Annotated in this window: 21 protein-coding genes and 1 pseudogene; 9 read left to right on the top strand and 13 right to left on the bottom strand. The window is 61.7% G+C overall.

Annotation, left to right across the window (positions count from 1 at the left end; all coding sequences use genetic code 11):
- Positions 1 to 63 precede the first annotated feature (63 nt).
- Positions 64 to 1,329, bottom strand: a complete 1,266-nt coding sequence (locus tag NKI39_RS18965; RefSeq protein ID WP_352833548.1) for an NAD(P)/FAD-dependent oxidoreductase — start codon at positions 1,327 to 1,329, stop codon at positions 64 to 66.
- Between the two features lie 180 nt (positions 1,330 to 1,509).
- Between NKI39_RS18965 and NKI39_RS18960 the strand changes: the two genes are divergently transcribed.
- A complete protein-coding gene (locus NKI39_RS18960) occupies positions 1,510 to 2,166 on the top strand; it encodes a 5-formyltetrahydrofolate cyclo-ligase (RefSeq protein ID WP_352471829.1) in 657 nt (218 codons plus the stop codon).
- Positions 2,167 to 2,179: 13 nt separating this feature from the next.
- Here NKI39_RS18960 and NKI39_RS18955 read toward each other — a convergent pair whose 3' ends face one another.
- A complete protein-coding gene (locus NKI39_RS18955) occupies positions 2,180 to 2,653 on the bottom strand; it encodes an Lrp/AsnC family transcriptional regulator (RefSeq protein WP_023675099.1) in 474 nt (157 codons plus the stop codon).
- A 157-nt stretch (positions 2,654 to 2,810) separates the two neighbouring features.
- Here NKI39_RS18955 and ald point away from each other — a divergent pair, with 157 nt between their 5' ends.
- On the top strand, positions 2,811 to 3,926 hold the full coding sequence (ald, locus tag NKI39_RS18950; protein ID WP_352833545.1) for an alanine dehydrogenase: 1,116 nt from the start codon (positions 2,811 to 2,813) through the stop codon (positions 3,924 to 3,926).
- A 244-nt stretch (positions 3,927 to 4,170) separates the two neighbouring features.
- Here ald and NKI39_RS18945 read toward each other — a convergent pair whose 3' ends face one another.
- The 6 genes from NKI39_RS18945 to NKI39_RS18920 all read right to left on the bottom strand — a co-directional run bounded on the left by NKI39_RS18945 (position 4,171) and on the right by NKI39_RS18920 (position 8,906).
- The gene (locus NKI39_RS18945) at positions 4,171 to 4,638 is read right to left on the bottom strand and encodes a DUF1203 domain-containing protein (protein WP_352471826.1); all 468 of its coding nucleotides are present in this window, start codon (positions 4,636 to 4,638) and stop codon (positions 4,171 to 4,173) included.
- 77 nt (positions 4,639 to 4,715) lie between these two features.
- On the bottom strand, positions 4,716 to 5,522 hold the full coding sequence (gene dapB, locus NKI39_RS18940; RefSeq protein WP_352448952.1) for a 4-hydroxy-tetrahydrodipicolinate reductase: 807 nt from the start codon (positions 5,520 to 5,522) through the stop codon (positions 4,716 to 4,718).
- 150 nt (positions 5,523 to 5,672) lie between these two features.
- Positions 5,673 to 6,236 carry a GNAT family N-acetyltransferase gene (locus NKI39_RS18935; RefSeq protein ID WP_352448953.1) on the bottom strand — a complete coding sequence of 188 codons (564 nt, stop codon included), beginning with the start codon at positions 6,234 to 6,236 and terminating at the stop codon, positions 5,673 to 5,675.
- A 5-nt stretch (positions 6,237 to 6,241) separates the two neighbouring features.
- Positions 6,242 to 7,093: a 3-mercaptopyruvate sulfurtransferase gene (gene sseA / locus NKI39_RS18930; RefSeq protein ID WP_352833542.1), complete on the bottom strand. Its 852-nt coding sequence runs from the start codon at positions 7,091 to 7,093 to the stop codon at positions 6,242 to 6,244.
- A 35-nt stretch (positions 7,094 to 7,128) separates the two neighbouring features.
- The gene (locus NKI39_RS18925) at positions 7,129 to 7,872 is read right to left on the bottom strand and encodes an alanyl-tRNA editing protein (protein ID WP_352613571.1); all 744 of its coding nucleotides are present in this window, start codon (positions 7,870 to 7,872) and stop codon (positions 7,129 to 7,131) included.
- Entirely contained in the window at positions 7,872 to 8,906 is a 1,035-nt protein-coding gene (locus tag NKI39_RS18920) for a cysteine synthase A (protein ID WP_352457507.1), read from the bottom strand. The genes NKI39_RS18925 and NKI39_RS18920 overlap by 1 nt, the downstream gene beginning before the upstream one ends.
- A 215-nt stretch (positions 8,907 to 9,121) precedes the next feature.
- On the opposite strand from NKI39_RS18920, the gene NKI39_RS18915 reads away from it, so the two are divergent.
- Both NKI39_RS18915 and NKI39_RS18910 read left to right on the top strand, forming a co-directional pair.
- On the top strand, positions 9,122 to 9,943 hold the full coding sequence (locus NKI39_RS18915; RefSeq protein WP_352502944.1) for an SDR family oxidoreductase: 822 nt from the start codon (positions 9,122 to 9,124) through the stop codon (positions 9,941 to 9,943).
- A 28-nt stretch (positions 9,944 to 9,971) separates the two neighbouring features.
- Positions 9,972 to 10,124: pseudogene (locus NKI39_RS18910) on the top strand (alpha/beta hydrolase); the annotation flags it as partial.
- 101 nt (positions 10,125 to 10,225) lie between these two features.
- Here NKI39_RS18910 and NKI39_RS18905 read toward each other — a convergent pair.
- Positions 10,226 to 11,644: a DEAD/DEAH box helicase gene (locus NKI39_RS18905; RefSeq protein ID WP_352833540.1), complete on the bottom strand. Its 1,419-nt coding sequence runs from the start codon at positions 11,642 to 11,644 to the stop codon at positions 10,226 to 10,228.
- Between the two features lie 387 nt (positions 11,645 to 12,031).
- Between NKI39_RS18905 and NKI39_RS18900 the strand changes: the two genes are divergently transcribed.
- Complete coding sequence (locus NKI39_RS18900; RefSeq protein ID WP_352833537.1) at positions 12,032 to 13,564, top strand: acyl-CoA carboxylase subunit beta; 1,533 nt, start codon at positions 12,032 to 12,034, stop codon at positions 13,562 to 13,564.
- A gap of 7 nt (positions 13,565 to 13,571) precedes the next feature.
- A complete protein-coding gene (locus NKI39_RS18895) occupies positions 13,572 to 14,642 on the top strand; it encodes a M48 family metallopeptidase (protein WP_352833534.1) in 1,071 nt (356 codons plus the stop codon).
- Between the two features lie 43 nt (positions 14,643 to 14,685).
- On the opposite strand, the gene NKI39_RS18890 is transcribed toward NKI39_RS18895, so the two are convergent.
- On the bottom strand, positions 14,686 to 16,689 hold the full coding sequence (locus NKI39_RS18890; protein WP_352833532.1) for a hypothetical protein: 2,004 nt from the start codon (positions 16,687 to 16,689) through the stop codon (positions 14,686 to 14,688).
- Positions 16,686 to 18,215, bottom strand: coding sequence for an NAD(P)H-hydrate dehydratase (locus tag NKI39_RS18885; RefSeq protein ID WP_352833529.1), 1,530 nt, complete (start codon positions 18,213 to 18,215; stop codon positions 16,686 to 16,688). The genes NKI39_RS18890 and NKI39_RS18885 overlap by 4 nt, the downstream gene beginning before the upstream one ends.
- 357 nt (positions 18,216 to 18,572) lie before the next feature.
- Here NKI39_RS18885 and NKI39_RS18880 point away from each other — a divergent pair, with 357 nt between their 5' ends.
- Positions 18,573 to 18,911, top strand: a complete 339-nt coding sequence (locus NKI39_RS18880; protein WP_019857988.1) for a P-II family nitrogen regulator — start codon at positions 18,573 to 18,575, stop codon at positions 18,909 to 18,911.
- 54 nt (positions 18,912 to 18,965) lie between these two features.
- Positions 18,966 to 20,375: a type I glutamate--ammonia ligase gene (gene glnA, locus NKI39_RS18875; protein ID WP_023675115.1), complete on the top strand. Its 1,410-nt coding sequence runs from the start codon at positions 18,966 to 18,968 to the stop codon at positions 20,373 to 20,375.
- Positions 20,376 to 20,491: 116 nt separating this feature from the next.
- On the opposite strand, the gene NKI39_RS18870 is transcribed toward glnA, so the two are convergent.
- Positions 20,492 to 21,532 carry a glutamine synthetase beta-grasp domain-containing protein gene (locus NKI39_RS18870; protein WP_023717535.1) on the bottom strand — a complete coding sequence of 347 codons (1,041 nt, stop codon included), beginning with the start codon at positions 21,530 to 21,532 and terminating at the stop codon, positions 20,492 to 20,494.
- Between the two features lie 319 nt (positions 21,533 to 21,851).
- Between NKI39_RS18870 and NKI39_RS18865 the strand changes: the two genes are divergently transcribed.
- The gene (locus tag NKI39_RS18865; protein WP_352451032.1) at positions 21,852 to 22,046 is read left to right on the top strand and encodes a DUF2735 domain-containing protein; all 195 of its coding nucleotides are present in this window, start codon (positions 21,852 to 21,854) and stop codon (positions 22,044 to 22,046) included.
- A gap of 85 nt (positions 22,047 to 22,131) precedes the next feature.
- Here NKI39_RS18865 and NKI39_RS18860 read toward each other — a convergent pair whose 3' ends face one another.
- A complete protein-coding gene (locus NKI39_RS18860; protein WP_352833527.1) occupies positions 22,132 to 24,018 on the bottom strand; it encodes an MFS transporter in 1,887 nt (628 codons plus the stop codon).
- Positions 24,019 to 24,088 lie beyond the last annotated feature (70 nt).

Here is a 24,088-nt window from a genome sequence, read left to right as displayed (position 1 = left end):
GAGTCCAGAAGCCGATTCCATCAAGAGGAGGTGACGCGCCGATAAATGTCCGGCAGCGAACAATCAGCCCTTGTCGTCGTCGCCCTGCGTGATCAGCCGCGCGCTGCGCTGACCGGTGAAGTAGATCCATAGCCAACTCAGGGAAACCGCAAGCCGGTTACGAAAGCCGATCAGGAAGTAGATATGCGCCAAGCCCCATAGCCACCAGGCAAGCCGGCCGGTAAGCTTGATCCAGCCGAAATCGATGGCCGCGGCGCGCTTGCCGATCGTCGCCAGGTCGCCGTCATGCCTGTAGCTGAAAGGACGCGGTGTCGTGTCACCGGTAAGCCTTGCCTTGATCGTCGCGGCGACATGCCGTCCCTGCTGCTTGGCGACGGGCGCGACGCCCGGCACCAGCCGGCCATCCGGCCGCAGGACGTGCGCTGCGTCACCGATGACGAAAATCTCCGGGTTTCCCGGCACACTCAAGTCGGGCTCGACAAGCACCCTGCCCGCGCGGTCCGCTGCCGCGCCGAGCCATTCGGCGGCCGGCGAAGCGGCGACGCCCGCCGCCCACAGGATTGTCCTGGCCGGCAAATGTGTGTCGCCGAAGACGACACCCTCGGCATCGCAGCGCGTAACCGCCCGGCCGAGTTCGACGGTCACGCCGAGCCGTTCGAGCGCCTTCGTTGCATAATCGGAGAGTTCGGGAGCGAAATTGGTGAGGATGCGGTCACCGGCCTCAATCAGCACCACACGCGTCTGCCGCGTGTCGATGTTGCGGAACTCGCCGCGCAGCGTGTCGTGCGCCAGCTCGGCAATGGTGCCGGCCAGTTCCACGCCGGTCGGCCCGCCGCCGACGATCGCCAGGGTCAGCAATGCCTGGCGCTGGGCGGGATCGGTTTCCCGCTCGGCCTGCTCGAAAGCCAAAAGAATACGCCGTCGAATGGTGGTGGCGTCCTCCAGCGTCTTCAGGCCAGGGGCGAACGGTTCCCATTCGTCATGGCCGAAATAGGCGTGCCGCGCGCCGGTGGCCAGCACCAGCGTGTCGTAAGCGACCGTGCCGCCGTCCTGCAGCAGCACGCGCTTGCCGGTGCGGTCGATGCCGGTAACGGTGGCGAGCAGCGTCGTCACGTCCTTGCGCCTGCGCAGAAGATGGCGGATCGGCCAGGCGACTTCGGAGGTGGCCAGCGCCGTCGTCGCCACCTGGTAGAGCAGCGGCTGAAAAAGGTGATGATTGCGCCTGTCGATCATCGTGATGCGCACCGGCGAGCCGGCTAGTGCGCGGGTGAACTCGAGGCCGCCGAAACCGGCACCTACGACGACGACGTGATGGTTGGCTGTGTTCATCTCGCTCATCCCTCTCGCCAAGGCTGATGTAAGTATCGTTGTGCAGTGCAGCAATGCCTGCGCTGCAACTACCTGGGAGTCGTCGCTTGATGTCGTGAATACGCATGCTGCGGACTCGTTCCCGGATATAGCCTGCGTCCAGGATACTACTTGGTTGGAACTGTATATTGCAGGTGAAGCATGGCTAGCGATGAAGACGAAGGCTCAGCGCAGTACGCCTCGCCGCCTTGTTTTATGCACGAGCTCGATCCGGAGTTCCAAGCGCCGCTATCCGACTGGACCGACGTAAGGCGCTGGCGCAAGGCCGAGCGCGAGCGGTTGATCGCATCCCGCCTTGCCGTTTCAGCCGACACGCGCGCAGCTATGTCGCAGCGTATTGCCGAAGGGCTCGACGCGGTGATCGGCGACATCGCCGGCCGTTTGGTCAGCCTCTACTGGCCGTTTCGCGGCGAGCCGGACCTGCGCCCTTGGATGGAAACCGTTAACGCGCGAGGCGGGCGCACGGCGTTGCCCGTCGTCGTCGAGAAAGACCGGCCGCTTGTCTTTCGCGCCTATGCCCACGGAGACCGGCTGGAGAAGGGCGTCTGGAATATCCCGATACCGGCTGACGGTGATCCGGTGTTGCCCGACGTCGTCATTTCGCCGATCGTCGGCATCGATCCCGGGCAGTTCCGCTTGGGTTATGGCGGCGGCTTCTTCGATCGCACGCTTGCCGCGATGCCGTTCAAGCCGCTGGTCATCGGCGTCGGCTACGAGTTGCAGCGCATCACCACCATCTACCCGCAGCCGCACGATATTCCGATGGACCGTGTGGTGACTGAGGCATCCAAGGCCTAGGCGAGTTCGGGGCCTAGGCGAGTTCAGGCTTCATTCCCACGGCTGTGCGATCGACGATTTCGCGCAAGGCAAAGGACGAATTGATCTTCGTCACATGCGGCATTGCCGACAGCCACTCCTTGTGGATACGTTCGTAGTCGACGAGATCCTTTGCCGCTATGCGCAGGATGTAGTCATATTCGCCCGACATCAAATGGCAGGACAAGACGTTCGGGCAGCGCTTTATCGCTGCCTCGAAATCCGACAACGTCTTCTCGAATTGCCCGGACAGCGATATATGCACGATCGCCGTCATCTGGTGCCCAAGTGCAGCGTTGGACAGCCGGGCGTGATAGCCGCGGATGGTTCCGGATTTCTCCAGATTGTCCAGCCGCCGCGAGCAGGCCGACTGGGACAGGCCGACCTTCTCGGCGAGCGCTGCGTTGGGTATCCGCCCATCCTTCTGCAACGTCTCGAGAATGGCGATATCAATCCTGTCGAGCGGCATTTTTGCGGGTTCCTGCGACAATTCTAATGTTTCGCGCAACGATTATCGAACAGTGGCTTCTCAGGCAAGCGCATTCGCAAACACTTACCGAACGATTCGTGGTTCACTATCTCTAGACAGGGAACGAGCCCCAAAGGGCCGGATCAGGAGAAGAACGATGCGCATCGGCTGCCCCCGGGAAATCAAGAATCACGAATATCGCGTCGGCCTGACGCCGGGTTCGGTCCGCGAATATGTCGCGCATGGCCATGAAGTGTTGATGGAGACGGGCGCGGGCGCCGGAATGGGCGCCGACGACAACGCGTATCGTGCCGCCGGCGCCACGATCGCCAAGACGGCAGCCGACGTTTTTGCCAAGTCCGACATGATCGTGAAGGTCAAGGAGCCGCGGCCCAACGAATGGGTTCAGCTCCGCGACGGCCAGATCCTCTATACCTATCTGCATCTTGCCCCGGATCCGGAGCAGACCAAGGGCCTGCTGGCCTCCGGCGTGACCGCGATAGCCTACGAGACCGTCACCGACGAGCGCGGCGGTCTGCCGCTCTTGGCGCCGATGTCGGAAGTTGCCGGCCGCCTGTCGATCCAGGCGGGTGCAACGGCGCTGCAAAAGGCCAATGGCGGCCGCGGCGTGCTGCTTGGCGGCGTGCCCGGCGTGCTCCCCGGCAAGGTAACCGTGCTCGGCGGCGGCGTCGTCGGCCTGCATGCTGCACGGATGGCCGCCGGCCTTGGCGCCGACGTCACCATCATTGACCGCTCGATCCCGCGCCTGCGTCAGCTCGACGACATCTTTGGCGGCCGCGTCCACACCCGCTACTCGACCGTCGAGGCGCTGGAAGAAGAATGTTTTTCGGCTGACATCGTCGTCGGCGCCGTGCTGATCCCGGGGGCAGCAGCGCCCAAGCTGGTGACGCGCGAGATGCTGTCGGGCATGAAGAAAGGCGCCGTGCTGGTCGACGTCGCCATCGACCAGGGCGGCTGCTTCGAGACCTCGCACGCCACCACCCATGCCGAGCCGACCTATGAGGTCGACGGCGTCATCCACTATTGCGTCGCCAACATGCCGGGTGCGGTGCCGGTCACCTCGGCCCACGCGCTCAATAATGCGACGCTGCATTATGGCCTGCAGCTCGCCGACAAGGGCCTCAAGGCGCTGGTAGACGACCACCATCTGCGCAACGGGCTGAACGTCCACAAGGGCAAGATCACGAATCGCGCGGTGGCCGAAGCGCTCGGTTACGAGCTGGTCGAGCCGAAGGCCGTTCTCGCCGCCTGAGCTTCCGAATCTGCCTCTCCAGTGCCCGTCGGATTCGTCCGACGGGTTTTTCTTATGTCGAAAAACTGAAAAGTGTCGGGCGCGCAAAATAACCGGACAACAAAAAAGCGGAGCCAAAGCCCCGCTTCCTCGGTTGTCGAAAATTCCCGCCGGTTCATCCGCGGTCGGCAAATCGATCGACAGTCTCTTTCTACCGCTGGTATGCGACGGGAGTACGACAGCCAAGCCGGTGCAGCCTGTCCGGTTACGCGCGGTCGATCCGGCACTGATAGCAATTGTTGCGCGCCGAGCGGATGTGGACGTAAGCGATGTCGTCGCGTTCGAACAACGTCTCTGCCCGTGCGGCAATGGCGTCGGTCGGAATGACGCCGCCGCTGCCGTAAACGATGCGGTCGTCCTTGCCATAACCGCGCACAATGTAATCGCTGCTTTCGAGCATTTCGGGAAGCATTTTCCCCTCGGCGGCGCGTTCGCATTCTTTCGCATGCAGAAAGATCGGCCCCGTTTCGGCATAAGGCTGCAGCTCCGGAAAAGGTCGATAGGCCAAAACAAGATAGGCCTCTCCCAAAGCAATATTTTTCAAGCAATGACGGCAAGGCACGCCGTCGCCATCCGAAATTTGCCGCTCTGGCTTCAAGCCATAAGCATCCGGCCCGCCGCGCTGAAGTGCCCGGACAGCATTGGTTGGCAAGGCTTTGAATTTTAGCGTCATGGCAAAATCTCCGGTGTCGTCGACCGGAAATTATGCTCGCAAGACAGCGTTTCCCACCGGATTCCTGCCGAAATGGATCAATCCATCAGCGCGTCGAGACCACGAACCAGACCTTTGATCTGCTGTACCCGTCTGATGGCGAGCAGCGTGCCCGCCACGTAAGGCGCCGCGGACGAGCCGGCGTCGTGGCGTATGGTCAGCCGCTCGTCTGGCAGACCGAACAGCGCCTCGCAGGACAGGATGTAGGACGGCAGGCGAAGCGCGTGCACTTGCACCCCCTCGCCTGCGCCGACCGCACCACCGCGTGTGGCCGGCACGCCGGAGACCTCGGAGACCGGCTTTGCCGTTGAGGCCTTGCGGATGTCGGCCAGCGCTTCAGCAAGCTCTCGTGCGGTTCCGGAGGGCGCGTCGGGCTTCTTTGCACTAGCATAATCGATGACCTCGACATCCGGCACGTATTTTGCCGCCATAAGTGCAAACCGCTTCATCAGCGTGGCGGTGATGGAAAAGTTGCCAGCGGCAACAACGCCGACGCCATTGGCGCGCGCCGCGGCGTCGATCTCGGCATAGTCGGCAGCTCCCAGTCCCGACGTGCCGATCACCGTGTGCCGTCCGTTGTCGATGGCGAGCAGCACATGGTCTTTCACGACATGCGGCTTGGTGAAGTCGACCAGCACGTCCGACGGCGCCTCCAGCGCCTCGGCCAGCGAGGCCGAAACGGCAATACCATTAGCCGGCATACCAACCAGCAGACCGGAATCCTGCCCCGCTCCGCTGCGTGATACAGCCCCGGCCAGCGCCATGTCGCCTTGCGCCCCGATCGCCGGAACCAGCGCTTTGCCGACCCAGCCGGTCGCGCCGGCCATTACCACGCGTATTGCCATCGTGCGATCCTCCATCACCCATCGGTTTTTAGACGATAGCGATATGGAAAGAGCCAAGCTCATTCAAGTCGGGCTCGCCTTTGAGTGTTGATCCAGAGACTCTGGGACATTGCAAAGACAAGCTGAAGCGCGGATGAACGGGCCTGAAAATCAGGGCCGCATGACGCTGGCCGCGCGCTCGGCAAAAGACATCGGATGTACGACCTCCTTTTTTTGCGCCACTGGCGTAAAGCCGAGTTTTTGATAGAGCGGCAGTGCTGCTGGGTGATCGAGGGTGCAGGTCTGCACCGTCACCCGCTTTGGCCCGTGCGACCATGCCGCGGCGATTGCCGCACCGAGGAACCAGCGGCCGATGCCTTGCCCGGTCGCGTGCTCCATCATTCCGAAATAAGCGAGTTCCACTTCCTCCGGCAAATGCGGCTTGAGGTCGAAGAAGCCGGCCGGCGCACCATCCAGATAAAGCACCCTGATGTCGCGGTCCTCGCGGTGGATGCCCGCCGCAAGCTCCTCGTCGCTCAGCCTCAGCACATTGACCCAGTGCCATTTGCGGCCCACCCGATCCATCAAATAGCGGTAGAAATGCAGCGGAATGTCTTTGGTCTTGAGCAGCGCGATCTGGCGGTTGTACGGCAGCGGCGGCGAATAGGCAGGCGGCACATGCATTTCGAGAAACGTCACGGTGACATCGATGTCTTCCAGCGATCCGTCTTCCATCACCGTCAGTCCTTGCCCGTCACGACGGGCGTGTCGGAAAGCCCGCCCCATTCGGTCCATGAACCGTCATAAAGCCTGTTGTCGACATGGCCAAGCGTCTCCAAAGCTAGCGTGACGGCTGCCGCGGTGACGCCCGACCCGCAGGAGGTGACGACCGGCTTCGACAGGTCGATGCCGGCTCCTTCGATCGCTTTGCGCAGCCTGTCCTTCGGCAACAATTCGCCGTTTTCCGAAAGCGCCGAAAACGGCACGTTGTGCGCGCCCGGCATATGGCCGGAGCGGATGCCGGGGCGCGGCTCCGGCTCGGTGCCGGCAAAACGGCCAGGCGAGCGCGCGTCGGCGATCTGGCTCTCCCCCGTCTCGACGATCCGGCGCATGTCGGCAAGGCTGGCGACGCGGGCGGCATCGAAGTTGGCATAAAACACGCAAGGCGCGATCTTCGTCGGCTCCGCCGTCACCGGCCGTCCGGCGGCTTTCCAACGATCGAAGCCGCCGTCGAGTATATAGACCTGGAACACGCCCATGACGCGAAACAACCACCAGGCGCGCGGTGCAGAAAAGAACCCTGGCCCGTCATAGACAACAATCGTGTCATCGGCCGAAATACCCATCGCGCCGACATATTGCGCGAAATGCTGCGGCGACGGCAGCGTGTGCGGCAGAGCCGCTTCGGGGTCCGAAACCGCATCCTGGTCGAGGAAGCGGGCGCCTGGAATATGCGCTGCGTCGTACTCGGCGCGCGCGTCACGCTTTTGCGCCGGCAGATACCAGGACGCGTCGACAATCGTCAGGCCGGGTTCGCCGAGCCGCTTCTGTAACCAATCGGCATCGATGGTGAAAGGGCTGTCGTCGGCCATCTTTTCTCTCCTGTCCCGCCCGTCGCAGTCCTATATCAGGCTGGCGGCATAGGACCAAAGCGAATGCGGAAGCGCCGGTTCTCGCGGCCCTTCTTCTCGATCTTGCCGATATGGATCTCGCCGATTTCGCTGGTGCTCTTTACATGGGTGCCGCCGCAAGGCTGGCTGTCGATCGAAGCGTTCTCGCCGATGCAGACCAATCGGATCCTTCCCGTGCCGGCCGGAGGCCGCACATTCTTGGATTTCACCAGGCCCGGATTGGATGCCAGTTCCTCGTCGGAAATGAGCCGGGTGAAGATCGGGTGGTCGGCTCGCACCAGTTCCATCAGTCTGGCCGTCACGCCTTCCTTGGTAAAGCCGGCATCCGGGATGTCGAAATCGATACGGCTGTCGTCCTCGGAAACCGCGGCGCCGGTGATCGGGAACGGACAGACGACGGTAAGCAGGTGGCAGGCAGAATGCATGCGCATCAGCAACTGCCGCCGCGGCCAGTCGATGGCGAGCCTCATGCGCTCGCCCACCTTTGGAACTGCCTGCTCCGGCGCCGGTACATGGATGATCTCGTCCTTGGTTTCGCCGGTGATCGTAGCGGCAATCGCTATGCCGGTGCCGTCGGCGCGTTCGAGGCTGCCGGTGTCGCCCGGCTGCCCGCCCGATGTGGCGTAAAACACCGTCCGGTCCAGAATGATGCCGCCGCGATCATTGACTGCGACGACGGTGGCGTCGGCCGTCCCCAGATAGGCGTCGTCACGAAACAGCGCTTCGGTCTTGTGCGCCATCACGCAACCCTTTCGAACGGTACTGAAATCGTGCTCTGTTGCTCCATCCACCCCGGCACCGGCAGCTTCTTTTCGCGCAGGAATTCAGGATTGAACAGCTTCGACTGGTAGCGCGTGCCGTAGTCGCAAAGCATGGTCACGATAGTGTGGCCGGGGCCTAGCTCGCGCGCCAGGCGAATGGCGCCGGCAATGTTGATGCCCGTCGAACCGCCAACGCAAAGCCCCTCCTCCTGGATCAGGTCGAATACGATCGGCAGCGCGTCCTCGTCGGGGATCTGGAAGGCAAAATCGGGTGTAAAGCCTTGGAGGTTGGCGGTGATCCGCCCCTGCCCGATGCCTTCGGTGATCGAACTGCCCTCGGATTTCAGCTCGCCGCTGGTGTAGAAGGAATAGAGCGCTGCCCCCAGCGGATCGGCCAGCGCGATCTTGACCTGGTTGTTTTTGGCCTTCAGCCCGAAACCGACGCCTGCCAGAGTGCCGCCGGAACCGACCGCCGACACGAAACCATCCACCTTGCCGTCGGTCTGGTTCCAGATTTCTTCGGCCGTGGTGCGGATATGGCCGTCACGGTTGGCGACATTGTCGAACTGGTTGGCCCAGATCGCGCCGTTCGGCTCGCTCTTGGCCATCTGCTCGGCCAGCCGGCCCGACAGCTTCACGTAGTTGTTCGGGTTCTTGTAAGGCACGGCGGGCACTTCGATCAACTCGGCGCCGAGCAGTTTGATCGTATCCTTCTTCTCCTGGCTCTGGGTGTCGGGAATGACGATCACCGTGCGGTAGCCGAGCGCCTTGGCAACCAGTGTCAATCCGATGCCGGTATTTCCGGCCGTCCCCTCGACGATGACTCCGCCGGGCCGCAGCAGCCTGCGCTGCTCCGCGTCGCGGATGATAAACAGGCCGGCGCGGTCCTTTACCGACTGCCCGGGATTCATGAATTCGGCCTTGCCCAGGATCTCGCAGCCGGTTGCTTCCGAGGCCTTGTTGAGGCGGATCAGGGGCGTGTTGCCGATCACGTCGATCACAGAACGGGGCATGGAGATTCCTTTGTGGGTGCGGCGAAACCCTAGAAACCCGAAGCTTCGGTTTCAAGGCAAGAATTTGCCTGGTCCAGTCGCATTTCGCACACTGCAATTGCTGCAGCCAGGAGCGCCCGATCGGTATTCATTTCAACCATGTACCGAAAAGCACTCTTTTCATTCGATTTCTTCACCGGTAGAGCACAGGCTAAGAAGAGCCGGCGGGGCGCAACATGACACTCTATCGGGCCAATCCGAAGCATGGCGTCGCCTGGATTACGGGCGGCAGCAGCGGTATCGGCCGTTCGCTGGCCAAGGATCTTGCCGCTCGGGGCTATGTCGTCGCGGTGACTGCGCCAGATGACCATCCGATCGATACGCTCATCGTCGAAACGGCGCAGATGGCGGGCCGTGTCGCAGCCTTTCCCTGCGACGTGACCGACGAAAAACGCATGGCAAAGACGGTTGCGGCGATCGAGAAAGATCTCGGTCCGATCGTGTTGGCAGTGTTCAACGCGGGAAGCTATATCGCAACGCCGGGCGAGGATCTTGTGGCGCGCAATTTTCGTCGGTCTTTCGAAGTCAATTATTTCGGCATCATCAACGGCCTGCTGCCGGTCATCGAACGCATGCGCGTGCGCTCGCGCGGCCACGTCGTGCTGATCGGTTCGGTCACCGCCTATTTCGGCTGGCCCACCACCGCCGCCTATGGCGGCACCAAGGCGGCCGTCAATATCCTGGCCGAGTCGCTGAAATACGATTTTGACAAGATGAACGTCCGCATCCAGGTGATTAATCCGGGCTTTGTCGACACGCGGCTGACCGAAAAGAACTTCCTGCCGATGCCGGGCTTGATGCCTGTCAATCTGGCCTCGCGCCGCATCGCGCAAGGCATCGAATACGGCGGCTTCGAAGTCACTTTCCCACGCCGCCTGAGTTGGACGCTGAAGCTGCTCAGGATGCTGCCGAGGCCGTTCTGCCGATGGGTGATCAGCACGGTCACCCGCTGGAATGCGCGGCCGCTGAATTTCGACCGCAAGCCGCCAGTCGAGTAGGATCGGTGATGGGCGAGCGATCGTGTTTGCGGGTCGCTGGGGCGCTGGACATGAATTGGTGCCGGTCGACGATACCGGCGATCCGGACAACCACGTCATTGCCGGCGACGCGCTGTCGCCATCGACCACGGCTTTCCTCGCGCAGCGGATCGTCGTGTGGGTCGAGGCGGTGGTAAAGTGAACCAAAGGCCCCAAGCAAGAGGGCGACCGAAGCATCGCTCCGGTCGCCCTCTTCAATCGTATTCGACCAAGCCAGGCTTGGCCGACCGCAACACGGTCAGATTATGCGGCCCGCGCTGCTGGCCGCTTACCGCCGAAGCGGCGCTTGTTATTGCCCTTGAAGGGCTTGGCGCCTTCCGGCTTGCGCTCGCCCGCAAAGGCCGGCTTGTCGCCGAACCGCTTCTTGCCGAAGCCGTTGTTTGCGCCGCCGGGCCGCCTGCCGTCGCGACGGCCATTGTGGTCGTTGCGATCATTGGCCGGTTCGAAGCTGCGCTCGTGCTTCTCGGCGGGATTGCGCTGCGGATCGGGGCTGCCGAGATGGTCGGCAACGATCGGCAGCTTGGTGCGGATGATGCGCTCGACCTGACGCAGCTTGCTGTTTTCAGACGGGTCGCAGAGTGTGATAGCGATGCCGTCCATGCCGTTGCGGCCGGTGCGGCCGATGCGGTGGACATAGCTCTCCGCCTCGTCCGGCAGGTCGAAATTCACCACATGGCTGATGCCGGGCACGTCGATGCCGCGTGCCGCAATGTCGGTCGCCACGAGAATGCGCACCGAACCCTCACGGAAATCGTTGAGTGCCTTCTGACGGGCATTCTGCGACTTGTTGCCGTGGATGACGGCGGCCTTGAAGCCGTCGCGCTCGAGATCCTTGGTCACCCTGTCGGCGCCATGCTTGGTGCGCGAGAAGATGATGACGGACTTCATCGCCTCATCGGCAAGCATGTTGGCCAGCACCTGGCGCTTCTGCTTGGTGCGGGCAAAGACGACGCCCTGCACGATCTCGGCGGCCGCGGTGCTGTGAGGAGCGACTTCGACGCGAATCGGGTTCTTCAGCAGGCCTTTCGCCAGTTCGGCGATTTCGGCCGGCATGGTCGCCGAGAACAGCACCGTCTGACGGTCCGGCGCCGTCGCCTTGGCGATGCGCTTCACGTCGTTGATGAAGCCCATGTCGAGCATGCGGTCGCCTTCGTCGAGCACCAGCCATTTGGTGTCGGCAAGCATCAGGTCGCCTTCACGCACAAGGTCGGTCAGCCGACCGGGCGTTGCGATCAGGATGTCGACGCCGGGCGCAACCTTCTTCACCTGGCTGAAGCGCGAGACGCCGCCCAGCACGAGCGCGGTCGAGACATGCGCGCCCTTGGCGAGCAGCTTGATCATCTCCTCGATCTGCACCGCGAGTTCACGTGTCGGCGCCAGGATCAGCGCTCGGGCCGTCTTCGGCCGGCGCTTGGTACCAAGTGCGATGATCTTCGACAGGATCGGCAGCGCGAACGCCGCCGTCTTGCCCGAGCCGGTCTGGGCGATGCCGAAAATGTCGCGGCCTTCGAGCTGCGGCGGGATCGCCTGGGCCTGGATCGGCTTCGGATCGGTAAAGCCGGCGGCATTGGTGGCCTTGAGCAGTGCGCCGGTGATTCCAAGTGCGGCGAAACCGTTCGGTTCCGCAGTGTCCTTACCGGTCAAAGTGTTTTCATTGGTCAAAATATTCTTCTTTCATGCGGCTCCTGGCCGCAAACATCGATGGCGGCAGGGCGCAACCTGCCGTCGAAAATTGTCATGAAACGACAAGGCGGGCGGACGTCATCGTCCGCACGGCTGCGCTGTGGTGCCCGCAGGCTTCATGCCACGGGGCTTTTTCGCCACCTTGCCGATATGTCGGGAAGAGGGAAAACAGACGCAACCAGTCTCATTCATCGAGAAGGCCGGAGTGTCCCGGCCCAAGCGCCTATGCCGCCGCATATGGCCCAGTTCGCATCGAAATGCAAGGGGCCTGATGTTGCAGCGCAGCAAAAGCCATGAGGAAGCGGCGCTTGCGCTCTCTCGCGGGCATGATTACCACAATGCAGCTTTCCGTTTCGGGGACCGGTCATGAAGGACGTGCTGAAGGAACTCGAGCGCCGCCGCGAGATCGCCCGCATGGGCGGCGGCCAGGCCCGCATCGACGCCCAGCACAAGAAGGGCAAGCTGACCGCCCGCGAACGCATAGACGTCTTTCTAGACGAGGGCTCGTTCGAGGAGTTCGACATGTATGTCGAGCACCGCTCGACCGACTTCGGCATGGAGAAAACCAAGATCGCCGGCGACGGCGTCGTTACCGGCTGGGGCACCGTAAACGGTCGCCCGGTCTATCTTTTCGCCAAGGATTTCACCGTGTTCGGCGGCTCGCTGTCCGAGGCGCATGCCGAAAAGGTGGTGAAGGTGCAGGAGATGGCACTGCGCAATCGCGCGCCGATCATCGGCCTCTATGACGCCGGCGGCGCCCGCATCCAGGAAGGCGTGGCAGCCCTCGGCGGCTACGCCGAGATCTTCCAACGCAATGTACTTGCCTCCGGCGTCATTCCGCAGATTTCACTGATCATGGGCCCTTGCGCCGGCGGCGACGTCTATTCGCCGGCGATGACCGACTTCATCTTCATGGTCCGCGACACCTCCTACATGTTCGTCACCGGGCCGGATGTAGTGAAGACCGTCACCAACGAGACGGTCACCGCCGAAAGCCTCGGCGGCGCTTCCGTCCACACAACGAAGTCCTCAATCGCCGACGGAGCCTACGACAATGACGTCGAGGCGCTGCTGCAGATGCGCCGACTGGTCGATCTGCTGCCCGCATCCAACACGGCGGAAATTCCCGAGATCGAATGTTACCAATCGGTCACCGATCACGATCTGTCGCTCGACCGGCTGATCCCCGACAACGCCAACAAACCCTACGACATCAAAGAGTTGATCCTTAAAGTTGCCGACGAGGGTGACTTCTTCGAGATCCAGCAGAATTTTGCGAAAAACATCGTCACCGGCTTCGGCCGTATCGAGGGCCGCAGCGTCGGCTTCGTCGCCAACCAGCCGATGGTGCTGGCCGGCGTGCTCGATTCGGATGCCAGCCGCAAGGCGGCTCGTTTCGTGCGCTTCTGCGACTGCTTCTCGATCCCGATCGTCACCTTCGTCGACGTGCCGGGCTTCCTGCCCGGCACCGCGCAGGAATATGGCGGGTTGATCAAGCACGGCGCCAAGCTTCTGTTCGCCTATGCCGAAGCGACCGTGCCAAAGATCACCGTCATCACCAGAAAGGCCTATGGCGGCGCCTATGACGTCATGGCGTCAAAGCATTTGCGCGGTGACATGAACTATGCCTGGCCAACGGCGCAGATTGCGGTGATGGGGGCCAGGGGCGCGGTCGAGATCATCTATCGCAAGGACATCGGCGACGCGGAGAAAATTGCAGCACACACAAAGGCTTACGAAGATCGCTTCCTGTCGCCCTTCGTCGCCGCCGAGCGTGGCTATGTCGACGAGGTGATCATGCCGCATTCAACCCGCCGCCGCATCGCCCGCGCGCTCAGGATGCTGCGCAACAAGGATATGCAAAACCCCTGGAAGAAGCACGACAACATTCCGCTGTGAAGGGTTGATGTCGCGCCTGGTCTTCTACATGGGAGCGCGCTTCGGCAGGTTTGCCGTCCTGCTTTTCGCTCTGCCGCTGTTCTGCCCAACAGTCTTATGGTTCTGGTTTCTCGACCGGCATCCGCTCGCCGTCATCGCGGCTGGCGTTGTTGCGATCCCAGCTGCGATGCTGGGCATGGTTCTGTTGATCGGGACATTGTTCGCCGGTTTTCGACCCAGCAAGGTGGACGGGATCACTCGGGAATCAGCCCCGAAATTATGGGCCATCTGGGAGAGTATTGCCGGCAAACACCGCGCCAGCCGGACTACCATCGTGCTGAGCCCCGATCTCAACGCCAGTATCGGTGAAGAGCGGCCGTTTCTGGGCCTGCTTGGTCGCAGGGCAATTCTCACCGTGGGCCTGCCGCTGCTCGCAGTGACCGACCAAAAGGGGTTTGCGGCGATCTTGGCCCATGAGGACGCCCATCTGAAAAATAAAGATACAAATGGCGGGCTCAACCTGGCCGAACTCGAAAAGAGCTTCGATCTAATCTTCGACTTCGCCCCACCGGGAAAAACAGTTTCGGCCAGCCTGTTCTACTGGATGCTTGGCCCGCTGTCGCGCACGCTGGAGCGCGAAGAAATACGGTTGTCGCGGCGGGCGGAAATTGACGCGGATCGTCATGCAGCGATGTCCGGCGATGCATATGAAGCGGCCCGCGCCCTGCTGCTGGTCGGTGCCGCCAGTGCGTTCTTCGATGACCAAGTGTATATTCCGCTTAAACGTGAACTGCTTGGCACCATGGTACCGCCTCGTCCACCACTTGAAAGGGTTCTGGCGGCCGCCAGTCACCTGTCGAGGCTTCCCATCCTGCAAGAATATGCGCAAAAGGCCTGGGACGCGCCAGATAACGAAAGCGCGGATCATCCGCCCTGGTCCGAACGTTTGAATGCTCTTGGATTTAGCTCGGCTCCAGAGATAGAACCAGTTCTGGTTTCCGCCTTGTCGAGCCTGCTGAGCGATGAGGTGGTCGCCGAACGCGTCCGGCATTTCGACGGTGAATGGACATCGAACATCGCCGACGACCTCGATCGATAGCTGTCCGCCTGGAGCTACTGCGGCCAATGTCAGAGTCGTCGGCCTATTCCGCTTCCGCTGCTCCGAACCCGGCTCCCATCGTCGCGCGGACGGCGCCCGACCACGGCGTGGCGTGATTGTCGATGCGCATCTGGAAGATGAAGTAGGTCGGCGAGCAGAAGCCGATGCCCTTCACTTTGCCGATACCGGGTGTATCCGGCGGCAGCGACTGACACATGTAATCCTCTCGGCAGAAATGGTCGGCCGAGCAGGCAGGACGATTGCCGCGATTGACGGCGCCGCCCAGGCACTGGTCGAAATTATTGGTCGCCACGCAGGTGTCGAATTTCTTGCCGCCAACCAGCCCGCAAATCTCGTTCGGCATCGGCTTGCCCGTCTTGAAGGCGGCAAAGCTGCGATCCCGGTCATCGCAGCCGCGATAGGCGATACCCGCCGGCACACCGATCTTCGGCGGTCGGCAGGTGTAGGCGGCGCGCGAAATGCTTGGTGCGAACGCGGCGAACTGACCGGTGATGGTATACCGGTCATTGAAAGGCTGTGCCGGGTTGCTGGCGATGGATCCCGTTAAACAAGGGTGGCCGGAAAACATATCTTCGCTGTCCTTGGGCAACAGGCATTGCGCCAGCTTGGTGCGCACGCCGGACGCGGTGGTCAACGGCGTGCAGACGGTGCCGGCACCGCATTGCCATGTCGCGCCGAAGCGGGCCGCATCCTGTGGCATCAGGCAAGGCATCGCCATCTCGGCCGGCGAATAGGCGATTTCGCCGGCATCGTTCCAGGTCGCCGGCGGCGCGAACGATAACGGGCGAAAGCGGTTCGGTTCCTTGCCGTCGGCAGTCGCGTGCAGCCAGGCGACGCGGCGCGGGATGTCGGCGTGGAGATGCGGGGAGATGCCGACCTCGATGCGGTTGAGCGGCGAGGTCGTCTTATCGTCCAGGCCGATGAAATGGAAGCCGGCGGTCGAGCCCGCCTGATGGCAGCCCTGGCAGGCGCCGTTGTCCAGCCGCTCGACCAATGCCTCCGGCGTGCGCACCAGCTTCAGCGCGGAGAAATCGACACCAGCGAAATCCGCGGGCTGGAACAGTGGCGTGAACGGGTGGTTGGCCTGCCTTGCACTGCCGAAGGTCGACCACGAAATGACCTTCCTTGCCAAGAATTCATCGGGGATTTGGTAGACGCCGAGATCGACCGCCGCGACATTGGGGCGGACATAGTTGGCAAGTCTTGCTTTCAGCGCAGCGTCTTCGGCGAGACGTGCCGTGTCGGGCGTGTTTTCCAGCGGCTTTTCGCTGACAGCCGCTCCGTCGATGCCGAAGATACGCATGAGATAGGCAGCCTGCCCGCCGAATTCGGTCTCCTGGCCGGAGGGGAAGCGCACCACTTGCGCATTGAGCTCGAGCTGCTTGAAGGTGAGCGCCGTCCTTTCCAGCGGCCCACCGGTCAGCCAGCCGGCATCGACGCTCTCGTCGAGTTGTGGTGCCCAGCGTCCCGCGACGCCGACACAACCGCCGTCGACATCGGGCGCCACGCTGTAGACGGCGTTGAAGTTGAATGGCAGACGCGAGGCCAGAACCTTGCCGTTTTTGCGGAAACTGTAAGCTAGGCGATAGATGAGGCGCACCTCGCCGCAACTTCCGTCACCTTTCAGCGCGGTGAAATCGCGCCGGTCGAGCCTGTTGACGATACCGACTAGCCGGAAGCGCGCCGCCTCGGTCTTCAGCCAGCGCATGTCCATGATGCGGCCGACATTGCCGTCGGTCACCTCGTAGAGCGTGCGCCCGCCGGCCTTCATCTCGGCCCGCAATGCCGCGACGTCGCTTGCAATCGTTTCGACGATCGCGTGATAGGCCGGCGCCTTGTCGTAAAGCGTCTTCAAATCGCCCTTGCCATCGACGCCGAAAATGCCGGCGAGGCCAAAGCCCTTGGCGTCAAGCTGGGCGAGAACGGCCGGGTCGTCGACGATGGTCAGCGGAGTTCCGGCGTTCGCGGCCTGCGCCATGGATATGGCACTAATGATCGCAACGAGCAGCGCAATCAGGCGGTTCATTCGGCAGCCTTCCCGCGGCTTTCAACGAGCTCGCGCAGGACCGGCACCAGCGCCAGCGGCAGGTCCTCGGCGATCAGCCCCGGTCCGAAACGGCTGCCGGCCTCGGCATGGATCCAGACTGCCGCACAGGCCGCTTCAAAGGCCGGCATGCCCTGCGCCAGCAGCGCGGCGATGATACCCGACAGCACGTCGCCCGAACCGGCGGTGGCCAGCCAAGGCGCGCCATTGTCGTTGATCGCTGCCCGGCCATCGGGGGCCGCAATCACAGTGTCGGCACCCTTGTAGACGAGAGTGGCGTTGGCCCGTTCGGCTGCGGCGCGTGCCTTGGCCAGTTTGGACAGGTCCTTGTCCTCGGCGATATCTGAAAAAAGCCTGACGAATTCGCCGTCATGCGGCGTCATCACCAGAGCCGGCGCGCTCGGCCGGCTGGCGGCTTCGAACAGGGCATCCGGCGCGTCGCGAAACGAGGTGACGCCGTCGGCGTCGAGCACGAAGCCCTCAATCCCGCCGCCCTGCCCATGGGCGCCATTCAGCACGGCCAGGGCGAATTCGCGCGTCTTCTCACCAATGCCAAATCCCGGGCCGAGCACGAAGGCCGATGGCCGGCGGCTGCCGACGAATTCGTCCACATCCGCGACAGTGTCTAGCTTGCGCAGCATGATCGAGGTCAGATGCGCCGCGTTCACATGGATGGCGTTCGCCGGCGACAGCAAGGTGACGGCCCCTGCCCCGCTCTTGGCCGCGGCAAGCGCCGACAGCCGCGCAGCACCCGTCGCCGACGGCCCGCCGGAAAAGACGCCGACATGGCCGCGTTTATACTTATGGGCGTCGACGGCCGGAACCGGAAAGCGGCCAAGCCAGAGCGCCGGAATGTTCTCGAATGTTCGTGGTTCAAGCTGCGCAACAACACTGTCGCTTATGCCGATATCAGCGAGCACGATTTCGCCGCACAGCTCGCGCCCCGGTAACAAAAGATGGCCTGGCTTTTTTCGCGCAAAGGTCACGGTGATTCGGGCGTGGAAAGCCTGACCGAGGACATTGCCGCTCTCACCGGAGACGCCCGACGGCAGGTCGACCGCGACGACCGGCGAATTCAACTCCGCCACATTATCGATCGCCTTGGCGGGGTCGCCGGACAGCGGCTTGGACAGCCCCGCCCCGTAAAGCGCATCGACCACGATCGAGCCCGTCTCGGCAACGAAATCCGACAGCGGCCGAGCTTCAACCGGGCACTCCGAGGCAGCGACTGCCGCATCGCTGCCGCCTTTAGGCGATCCGGACGCCCATACCGAGACGTCGACGGCGCTCTCCCGAAGGATGCGCGCCACGACATAGCCGTCGCCGCCATTGTTGCCGGGGCCGCAAAGCACATGGACGCGCGTTGCGTTCGGGTAGCGCTTGAGTACTACGGCAGCAACCGCAGCACCGGCATTGCGCATCAGGCCGATGCCGTCGAATGGACCAGCGGCAATCGCCAGCCGGTCGGCCTCAGCCATTTCGGACGGAGACAGAAGTTCATTGCTCATGCGGGCGACATGCACATCATTTCCCCAAGCATTGTCCAGTTTTTGATCCGACGCAAACAACGAAGGTCCCCAAGCAATTTGGCGGCGTACATCGTTCGGGACGACGGCGCGCAGCTGCCCATGAAATACCCGATCTGCCCAATTTTTGTGCGGACGGCAGGACCGGCGGTGTGTAGGCTCGCGGCATTCATGGCGCATCCAACGCTGCGAATGACGCGAATGTACATTCCCGCGTGGCATGGTATCCAAATCATGTGAGGCCGTTCGGCGCCCCATCAATTGGCACAGTTCGTGCTTGATTGAGGCGCAAGCGGGGCTCACAACCCGTCTTTTTTGGCAGTGGAGGCCACTTTTTACATGAAAAAGATCGAAGCGATCATCAAGCCGTTCAAGCTAGACGAAGTGAAGGAAGCGCTTCAGGAGGCAGGCCTGCAAGGTATCACCGTTACCGAGGCCAAAGGGTTTGGCCGCCAGAAGGGCCATACCGAGCTTTATCGCGGCGCCGAATATGTCGTCGACTTCCTGCCGAAGGTGAAAATCGAAGTCGTGCTCGGCGACGATGCGGTCGAAGCCGCGATCGAAGCCATCCGCAAGGCGGCCCAGACCGGCCGCATCGGCGACGGTAAGATCTTCGTCTCCAATATCGAGGAAGTGGTGCGCATTCGCACCGGCGAAACCGGCATGGACGCCGTCTGAATTTTCCCGTTAAAAGGCCATGTTCAAAACGTCATCACATAGGGAAGCAGGGACATGACGACAGCCAAAGACATCATGAAGCAGATCAAGGACAACGACGTTAAGTTCGTCGATCTGCGCTTCACCGATCCGAAGGGCAAACTGCAGCACGTTACGATGGATGTCGTCGAGGTCGAGGAAGACATGTTTGCCGATGGCGTCATGTTCGATGGTTCCTCGATCGCTGGCTGGAAGGCGATCAACGAGTCCGACATGGTGCTGATGCCGGATTCCGATACGGTGCATATGGACCCGTTCTTCGCGCAGTCGACCATGGTCATCCTGTGCGACATCCTCGATCCGATCTCCGGGGAGTCCTACAATCGCGACCCGCGCGGCACCGCTAAAAAAGCCGAGGCCTACATGAAGGCCGAAGGCATCGGCGACCAGATCTTCGTCGGTCCTGAAGCCGAGTTCTTCGTGTTCGACGACGTCAAGTACAAGGCCGATCCCTACAACACCGGCTTCAGGCTGGATTCGACCGAACTGCCGTCCAATGACGACACCGACTACGAGACCGGCAACCTCGGTCATCGGCCGCGCATCAAGGGCGGCTATTTCCCGGTGCCGCCGGTCGATTCGGCACAGGACATGCGCTCGGAAATGCTCACCGTGCTCGCCGAGATGGGCGTGCGCGTTGAAAAGCACCATCACGAAGTGGCCGCCGCCCAGCACGAGCTCGGCATCAAGTTCGACACGCTGGTCCGCAACGCCGACAAGATGCTGATCTATAAATATGTCGTGCACCAGGTCGCCAACGCCTACGGCAAGACGGCCACTTTCATGCCGAAGCCGGTGTTCGGCGACAATGGCTCGGGCATGCATGTCCACCAGTCGATTTGGAAGGAAGGCAAGCCGACCTTCGCCGGCAACGAATATGCCGGCCTGTCCGAGAGCTGCCTGTTCTACATCGGTGGTATCATCAAGCATGCCAAGGCGATCAACGCCTTTACCAACCCGCTGACCAACTCCTACAAGCGCCTGGTGCCGGGTTATGAAGCGCCGGTCCTGCTCGCCTATTCGGCACGCAACCGCTCGGCCTCGTGCCGCATTCCGTTCGGCTCGTCGCCGAAGGCCAAGCGCGTCGAGGTCCGCTTCCCCGATCCGGGCGCGAACCCCTATCTTGCCTTCGCCGCCATGCTGATGGCCGGCCTTGACGGCATCAAGAACAAGATCCACCCGGGACAGCCGATGGACAAGGATCTCTACGACCTGCCGCCGAAGGAATTGAAGAAAATCCCGACCGTCTGCGGCTCGCTGCGCGAGGCTTTGCAGAGCCTCGACAAGGACCGCGGCTTCCTGAAGGCCGGCGGCGTATTCGACGACGACCAGATCGACAGCTATATCGAGCTCAAGATGGCCGAGGTAATGCGCTTCGAAATGACCCCGCATCCGGTCGAATACGATATGTATTATTCGGTGTGATCCGGATCGTTGCAGCCAATAGAAAAAACCCCGGCAGAGACGCCGGGGTTTTTTATTGTGATGCGATTGGAGAGAAAGTCACAGCGCAGACCTGAGGTCCACGCCATGACGAATGCTCAAGCCGCGGCCGAAACCTCGGCGCTGGTCGGGACGGAGGCGATCGTCTTCAATATCTGCGAGGCGATCTGGTAGGGGTCGCCCTGCGAATTCGGCCGGCGATCTTCGAGATAGCCCTTGTAGCCGTTGTTGATGAAGGAGTGCGGCACGCGGATCGAGGCACCGCGATCGGCGATGCCATAGCTGAACCTGTTCCACGGCGCGGTCTCGTGCTTGCCGGTCAAACGCTTGTCGTTGTCCGGCCCGTAGACGGCGATGTGATCCATCAGGTTCTTGTCGAAAGCCGCCATCAGCGCTTCGAAATACGCCTTGCCGCCGACTTCGCGCATATAGGCTGTCGAGAAGTTGGCATGCATTCCCGAGCCGTTCCAGTCGGTGTCGCCGAGCGGCTTGCAGTGATATTCGATGTCGATGCCGTATTTCTCGGTCAGGCGCTGCATCAAATAGCGTGCCATCCACATCTGGTCGGCGGCCTTCTTGGAGCCCTTGCCGAAGATCTGGAATTCCCACTGGCCTTTGGCCACTTCGGCGTTGATGCCTTCATGGTTGATGCCGGCGGCAAGGCAAAGGTCGAGATGCTCCTCGACGATCTGCCTGGCGACGGAGCCGACATTGCTATAGCCGACGCCGGTATAGTACGGGCCTTGCGGCGCCGGATAGCCGCTCTCGGGGAAGCCGAGCGGGCGGCCGTCCTTGTAGAAGAAATACTCCTGCTCGAAGCCGAACCAGGCGCCCTCGTCGTCGAGGATGGTGGCGCGTTTGTTGGACGCATGCGGCGTGACGCCGTCCGGCATCATGACCTCGCACATGACGAGCGCGCCATTAGTGCGGGCGGGATCCGGATAAACGGCGACCGGCTTCAAAACGCAGTCGGAGCTGTGGCCCTCGGCCTGCATGGTCGAAGAACCGTCGAAGCCCCACAGCGGAAGCTGGTCGAGCGTCGGAAACTCGGCGTAGTCCTTGACCTGCGTCTTTCCGCGAAGATTGGGAACCGGGGTGTATCCATCGAGCCAAATGTACTCGAGCTTGTATTTCGTCATTCTAGCCTCTCGTTGCTTGATCACCGAACCCTGGATGGCGCCGGGGCGAGCCGGCCTATCCAGCAGCCGACCTGCCGGATTACTAAAATGCAATTCGTGTGCCATTCTCGCCGGCGATGGATGCGGCAAAAGTGAGGTTGTATCCGCCCAAAATCGCTGGTCCGCTGTCATGCTGCGTTCGGATCATCCACAAGCACATTTTGCACAAATAATATGCAAGTACTGATCTTTTCGTAATCATATTGCCTATTTCGATTGCTGAACCTATGTTGGGGAAAGGTTGAATCGGCAAGGTTCTGTCGAAGAAAGGAAACCGACAATGGAAATCACTTCCACTCGTCAGTCGGCCAAAATCCTGATGTTCCCGGTGGCAGCGCGCGCTTCTGCCTCAAATTTAAGCGGAAAGGCTAAGTTCGCGGCAGAACTTGCTTCGTTGCGCAACCGCACGGATTTCGGAAGTGCCTGGTATCATGAGGCAGCGATCGAGGAAGCGAACCAGGATCGGAAGAGCTAAGCCCTTCCCCTCCATGCACTTGATAGATTGGAAAAGCCCGGCGCGATCGCTCGCGCCGGGCTTTGCTTTGAACCGGACAGGCCGGCTACTGTTTGGTGTGCAGGTCCGTTCCGAGCGTATCCCTGATGAAGATCATGCCGATGATCAGCGACATCGCTGCAACGGCGACCGGATACCAGAGGCCGTAGTAGATGTTGCCCTTAGCCGCGCTCAGCGCGAAGACGGTCACCGGCAGTAAACCGCCAAACCAGCCATTGCCAATGTGGTAAGGCAGCGACATGCCGGTGTAGCGGATGCGCGTCGGGAACATCTCGACCAGGATCGCAGCAATCGGCCCGTAAACCATGGTCACGTACAGAACCAGGATGAACAGGATGCCGATGGTCAGCGGCCAGTTGATCTGCGCCGGATCCGCGAACATGGCAAAAGCGCCGGAAGCGGGAATGTTGTAGACTGTCACCTCGGTTGCGCCAGCCGCTTCTTCCTTGGTCAGGATCTTGTCCGCGACTGCCTTGTCTGTCGGGACGGTTGTTTTTTCGCCGGCACGAATCGCGGTGGCATCGAGTTTAAGCTCGGGATTGGCAGCCACAAAAGCGTCGAGCTTCTGGTCGGCCACTTTCGATGCCGCACGCTTTAGAGGATAACCTCCATCCTGTAAGGCGATATTGATTGCCTTGCCGAAGGCTGTCTCCTTGGCCTTCAACTGGTCGCCAGCCGCGACCGCGTCATAGGCTTCAGCCGTTTCGTTGCCAATCTTGACCGTTGCAGCCGTTCCGGGCGCGGCTGTCGTGACCACATCGTATGGCACGGAACTCTTCGCAAGGAATGCCGTGGCCACATCGCACGAGCTGGTGAATTTCCATGTTCCGGTAAGATTGAACTGGAAACTGCAGTCGCCCGGTGCCGCGGTGACGGTTGCTCGAACATTTTCCTGCGCGGTAGCTAGAGTGGGATTAGCGGCGCGGGTCAGTGCCTTGAACAGTGGAAAGGTGGTGACGATCGCCAGCGCCAATCCCGCCATGATGATCGGTTTGCGGCCGATCTTGTCGGAGAGCCAGCCGAATACGACAAAGAAGATGGTGCCAAGCGCCAGCGCGATCGCGATCATGATGTTGACCGACTGCGGATCGACCTTGAGCACGTTCTGCAGGAAGAACAGCGCGTAGAACTGGCCGTTGTACCAGACCACGGCTTGGCCAGCGGTAAGGCCAAGCAGTGCCAGCAATGCGATCTTGGCGTTTTTCCACTGGCCGAAGGCTTCGGACAGGGGTGCCTTGGAGCCTTTGCCCTCGGCCTTCATACGCTGGAAGGTCGGAGACTCGGCAAGTGACAGGCGAATCCAGACCGAGATGGCGAGCAGCACCGCGGAAACCAGGAACGGAATGCGCCAGCCCCAAGCTGTGAAATCTTCCTTGCTGAGGGAATTCTGCACAATCAGAATCACGATCAGCGACAGGAACAGGCCGAGCGTTGCGGTGGTCTGGATCCATGAGGTGTAGAAGCCACGGCGGTCATCTGGAGCGTGCTCGGCGACGTAGGTCGCGGCGCCGCCATATTCGCCGCCAAGCGCCAGACCCTGCAGCAGACGGAGTGCAATCAGCATGATCGGCGCGGCAATGCCCCAACTGGCGGAGCCGGGAAGCAGGCCGACCAGGAAGGTCGACAGACCCATGATCATGATGGTGACAAGAAATGTGTACTTGCGGCCGACGAGATCGCCGATGCGGCCAAACACCAGGGCACCGAGCGGGCGAACGATGAAGCCTGCGGCGAACGCCAGAAGCACGAAGATGTTTCTCGTTGTTTCCGGATAAGAGTTGAAGAATGCCGTGCCGATCGCGGCCGCCAATGCACCGTAGAGATAGAAATCGTACCATTCGAAAATGGTGCCGAGCGAGGAGGCGAAGATGACCTTCTTCTCCTCGCGCGTCATGCCGCGGCTTGTTTTGCCGGCGGTCGATGCCATTGCCATGAGCGTATCCTCCCGTGTGATTCCGTCAGTCCTCGATGCTGCGCGTCATCGTCCGCGTTTCCTCGGAACG

The organism is Mesorhizobium sp. M0664, assembly GCF_040320565.1.
In the GTDB taxonomy this organism is placed as follows: Bacteria; Pseudomonadota; Alphaproteobacteria; order Rhizobiales; family Rhizobiaceae; genus Mesorhizobium.
Note: the sequence above shows the minus strand (reverse complement) of the source record. Positions and strands in the feature narration are given on the sequence as shown.

Excerpts from the sequence above, each read along its gene's own strand:
- NKI39_RS18965 (WP_352833548.1), bottom strand. The coding sequence starts at position 1,329 with ATGAACACAGCCAACCATCACGTCGTCGTCGTAGGTGCCGGTTTCGGC.
- NKI39_RS18960 (WP_352471829.1), top strand. The coding sequence starts at position 1,510 with ATGGCTAGCGATGAAGACGAAGGCTCAGCGCAGTACGCCTCGCCGCCT.
- NKI39_RS18955 (WP_023675099.1), bottom strand. The coding sequence starts at position 2,653 with ATGCCGCTCGACAGGATTGATATCGCCATTCTCGAGACGTTGCAGAAG.
- ald (WP_352833545.1), top strand. The coding sequence starts at position 2,811 with ATGCGCATCGGCTGCCCCCGGGAAATCAAGAATCACGAATATCGCGTC.
- NKI39_RS18945 (WP_352471826.1), bottom strand. The coding sequence starts at position 4,638 with ATGACGCTAAAATTCAAAGCCTTGCCAACCAATGCTGTCCGGGCACTT.
- dapB (WP_352448952.1), bottom strand. The coding sequence starts at position 5,522 with ATGGCAATACGCGTGGTAATGGCCGGCGCGACCGGCTGGGTCGGCAAA.
- NKI39_RS18935 (WP_352448953.1), bottom strand. The coding sequence starts at position 6,236 with ATGGAAGACGGATCGCTGGAAGACATCGATGTCACCGTGACGTTTCTC.
- sseA (WP_352833542.1), bottom strand. The coding sequence starts at position 7,093 with ATGGCCGACGACAGCCCTTTCACCATCGATGCCGATTGGTTACAGAAG.
- NKI39_RS18925 (WP_352613571.1), bottom strand. The coding sequence starts at position 7,872 with ATGGCGCACAAGACCGAAGCGCTGTTTCGTGACGACGCCTATCTGGGG.
- NKI39_RS18920 (WP_352457507.1), bottom strand. The coding sequence starts at position 8,906 with ATGCCCCGTTCTGTGATCGACGTGATCGGCAACACGCCCCTGATCCGC.
- NKI39_RS18915 (WP_352502944.1), top strand. The coding sequence starts at position 9,122 with ATGACACTCTATCGGGCCAATCCGAAGCATGGCGTCGCCTGGATTACG.
- NKI39_RS18900 (WP_352833537.1), top strand. The coding sequence starts at position 12,032 with ATGAAGGACGTGCTGAAGGAACTCGAGCGCCGCCGCGAGATCGCCCGC.
- NKI39_RS18895 (WP_352833534.1), top strand. The coding sequence starts at position 13,572 with ATGTCGCGCCTGGTCTTCTACATGGGAGCGCGCTTCGGCAGGTTTGCC.
- NKI39_RS18890 (WP_352833532.1), bottom strand. The coding sequence starts at position 16,689 with ATGAACCGCCTGATTGCGCTGCTCGTTGCGATCATTAGTGCCATATCC.
- NKI39_RS18885 (WP_352833529.1), bottom strand. The coding sequence starts at position 18,215 with ATGAGCAATGAACTTCTGTCTCCGTCCGAAATGGCTGAGGCCGACCGG.
- NKI39_RS18880 (WP_019857988.1), top strand. The coding sequence starts at position 18,573 with ATGAAAAAGATCGAAGCGATCATCAAGCCGTTCAAGCTAGACGAAGTG.
- glnA (WP_023675115.1), top strand. The coding sequence starts at position 18,966 with ATGACGACAGCCAAAGACATCATGAAGCAGATCAAGGACAACGACGTT.
- NKI39_RS18870 (WP_023717535.1), bottom strand. The coding sequence starts at position 21,532 with ATGACGAAATACAAGCTCGAGTACATTTGGCTCGATGGATACACCCCG.
- NKI39_RS18865 (WP_352451032.1), top strand. The coding sequence starts at position 21,852 with ATGGAAATCACTTCCACTCGTCAGTCGGCCAAAATCCTGATGTTCCCG.
- NKI39_RS18860 (WP_352833527.1), bottom strand. The coding sequence starts at position 24,018 with ATGGCAATGGCATCGACCGCCGGCAAAACAAGCCGCGGCATGACGCGC.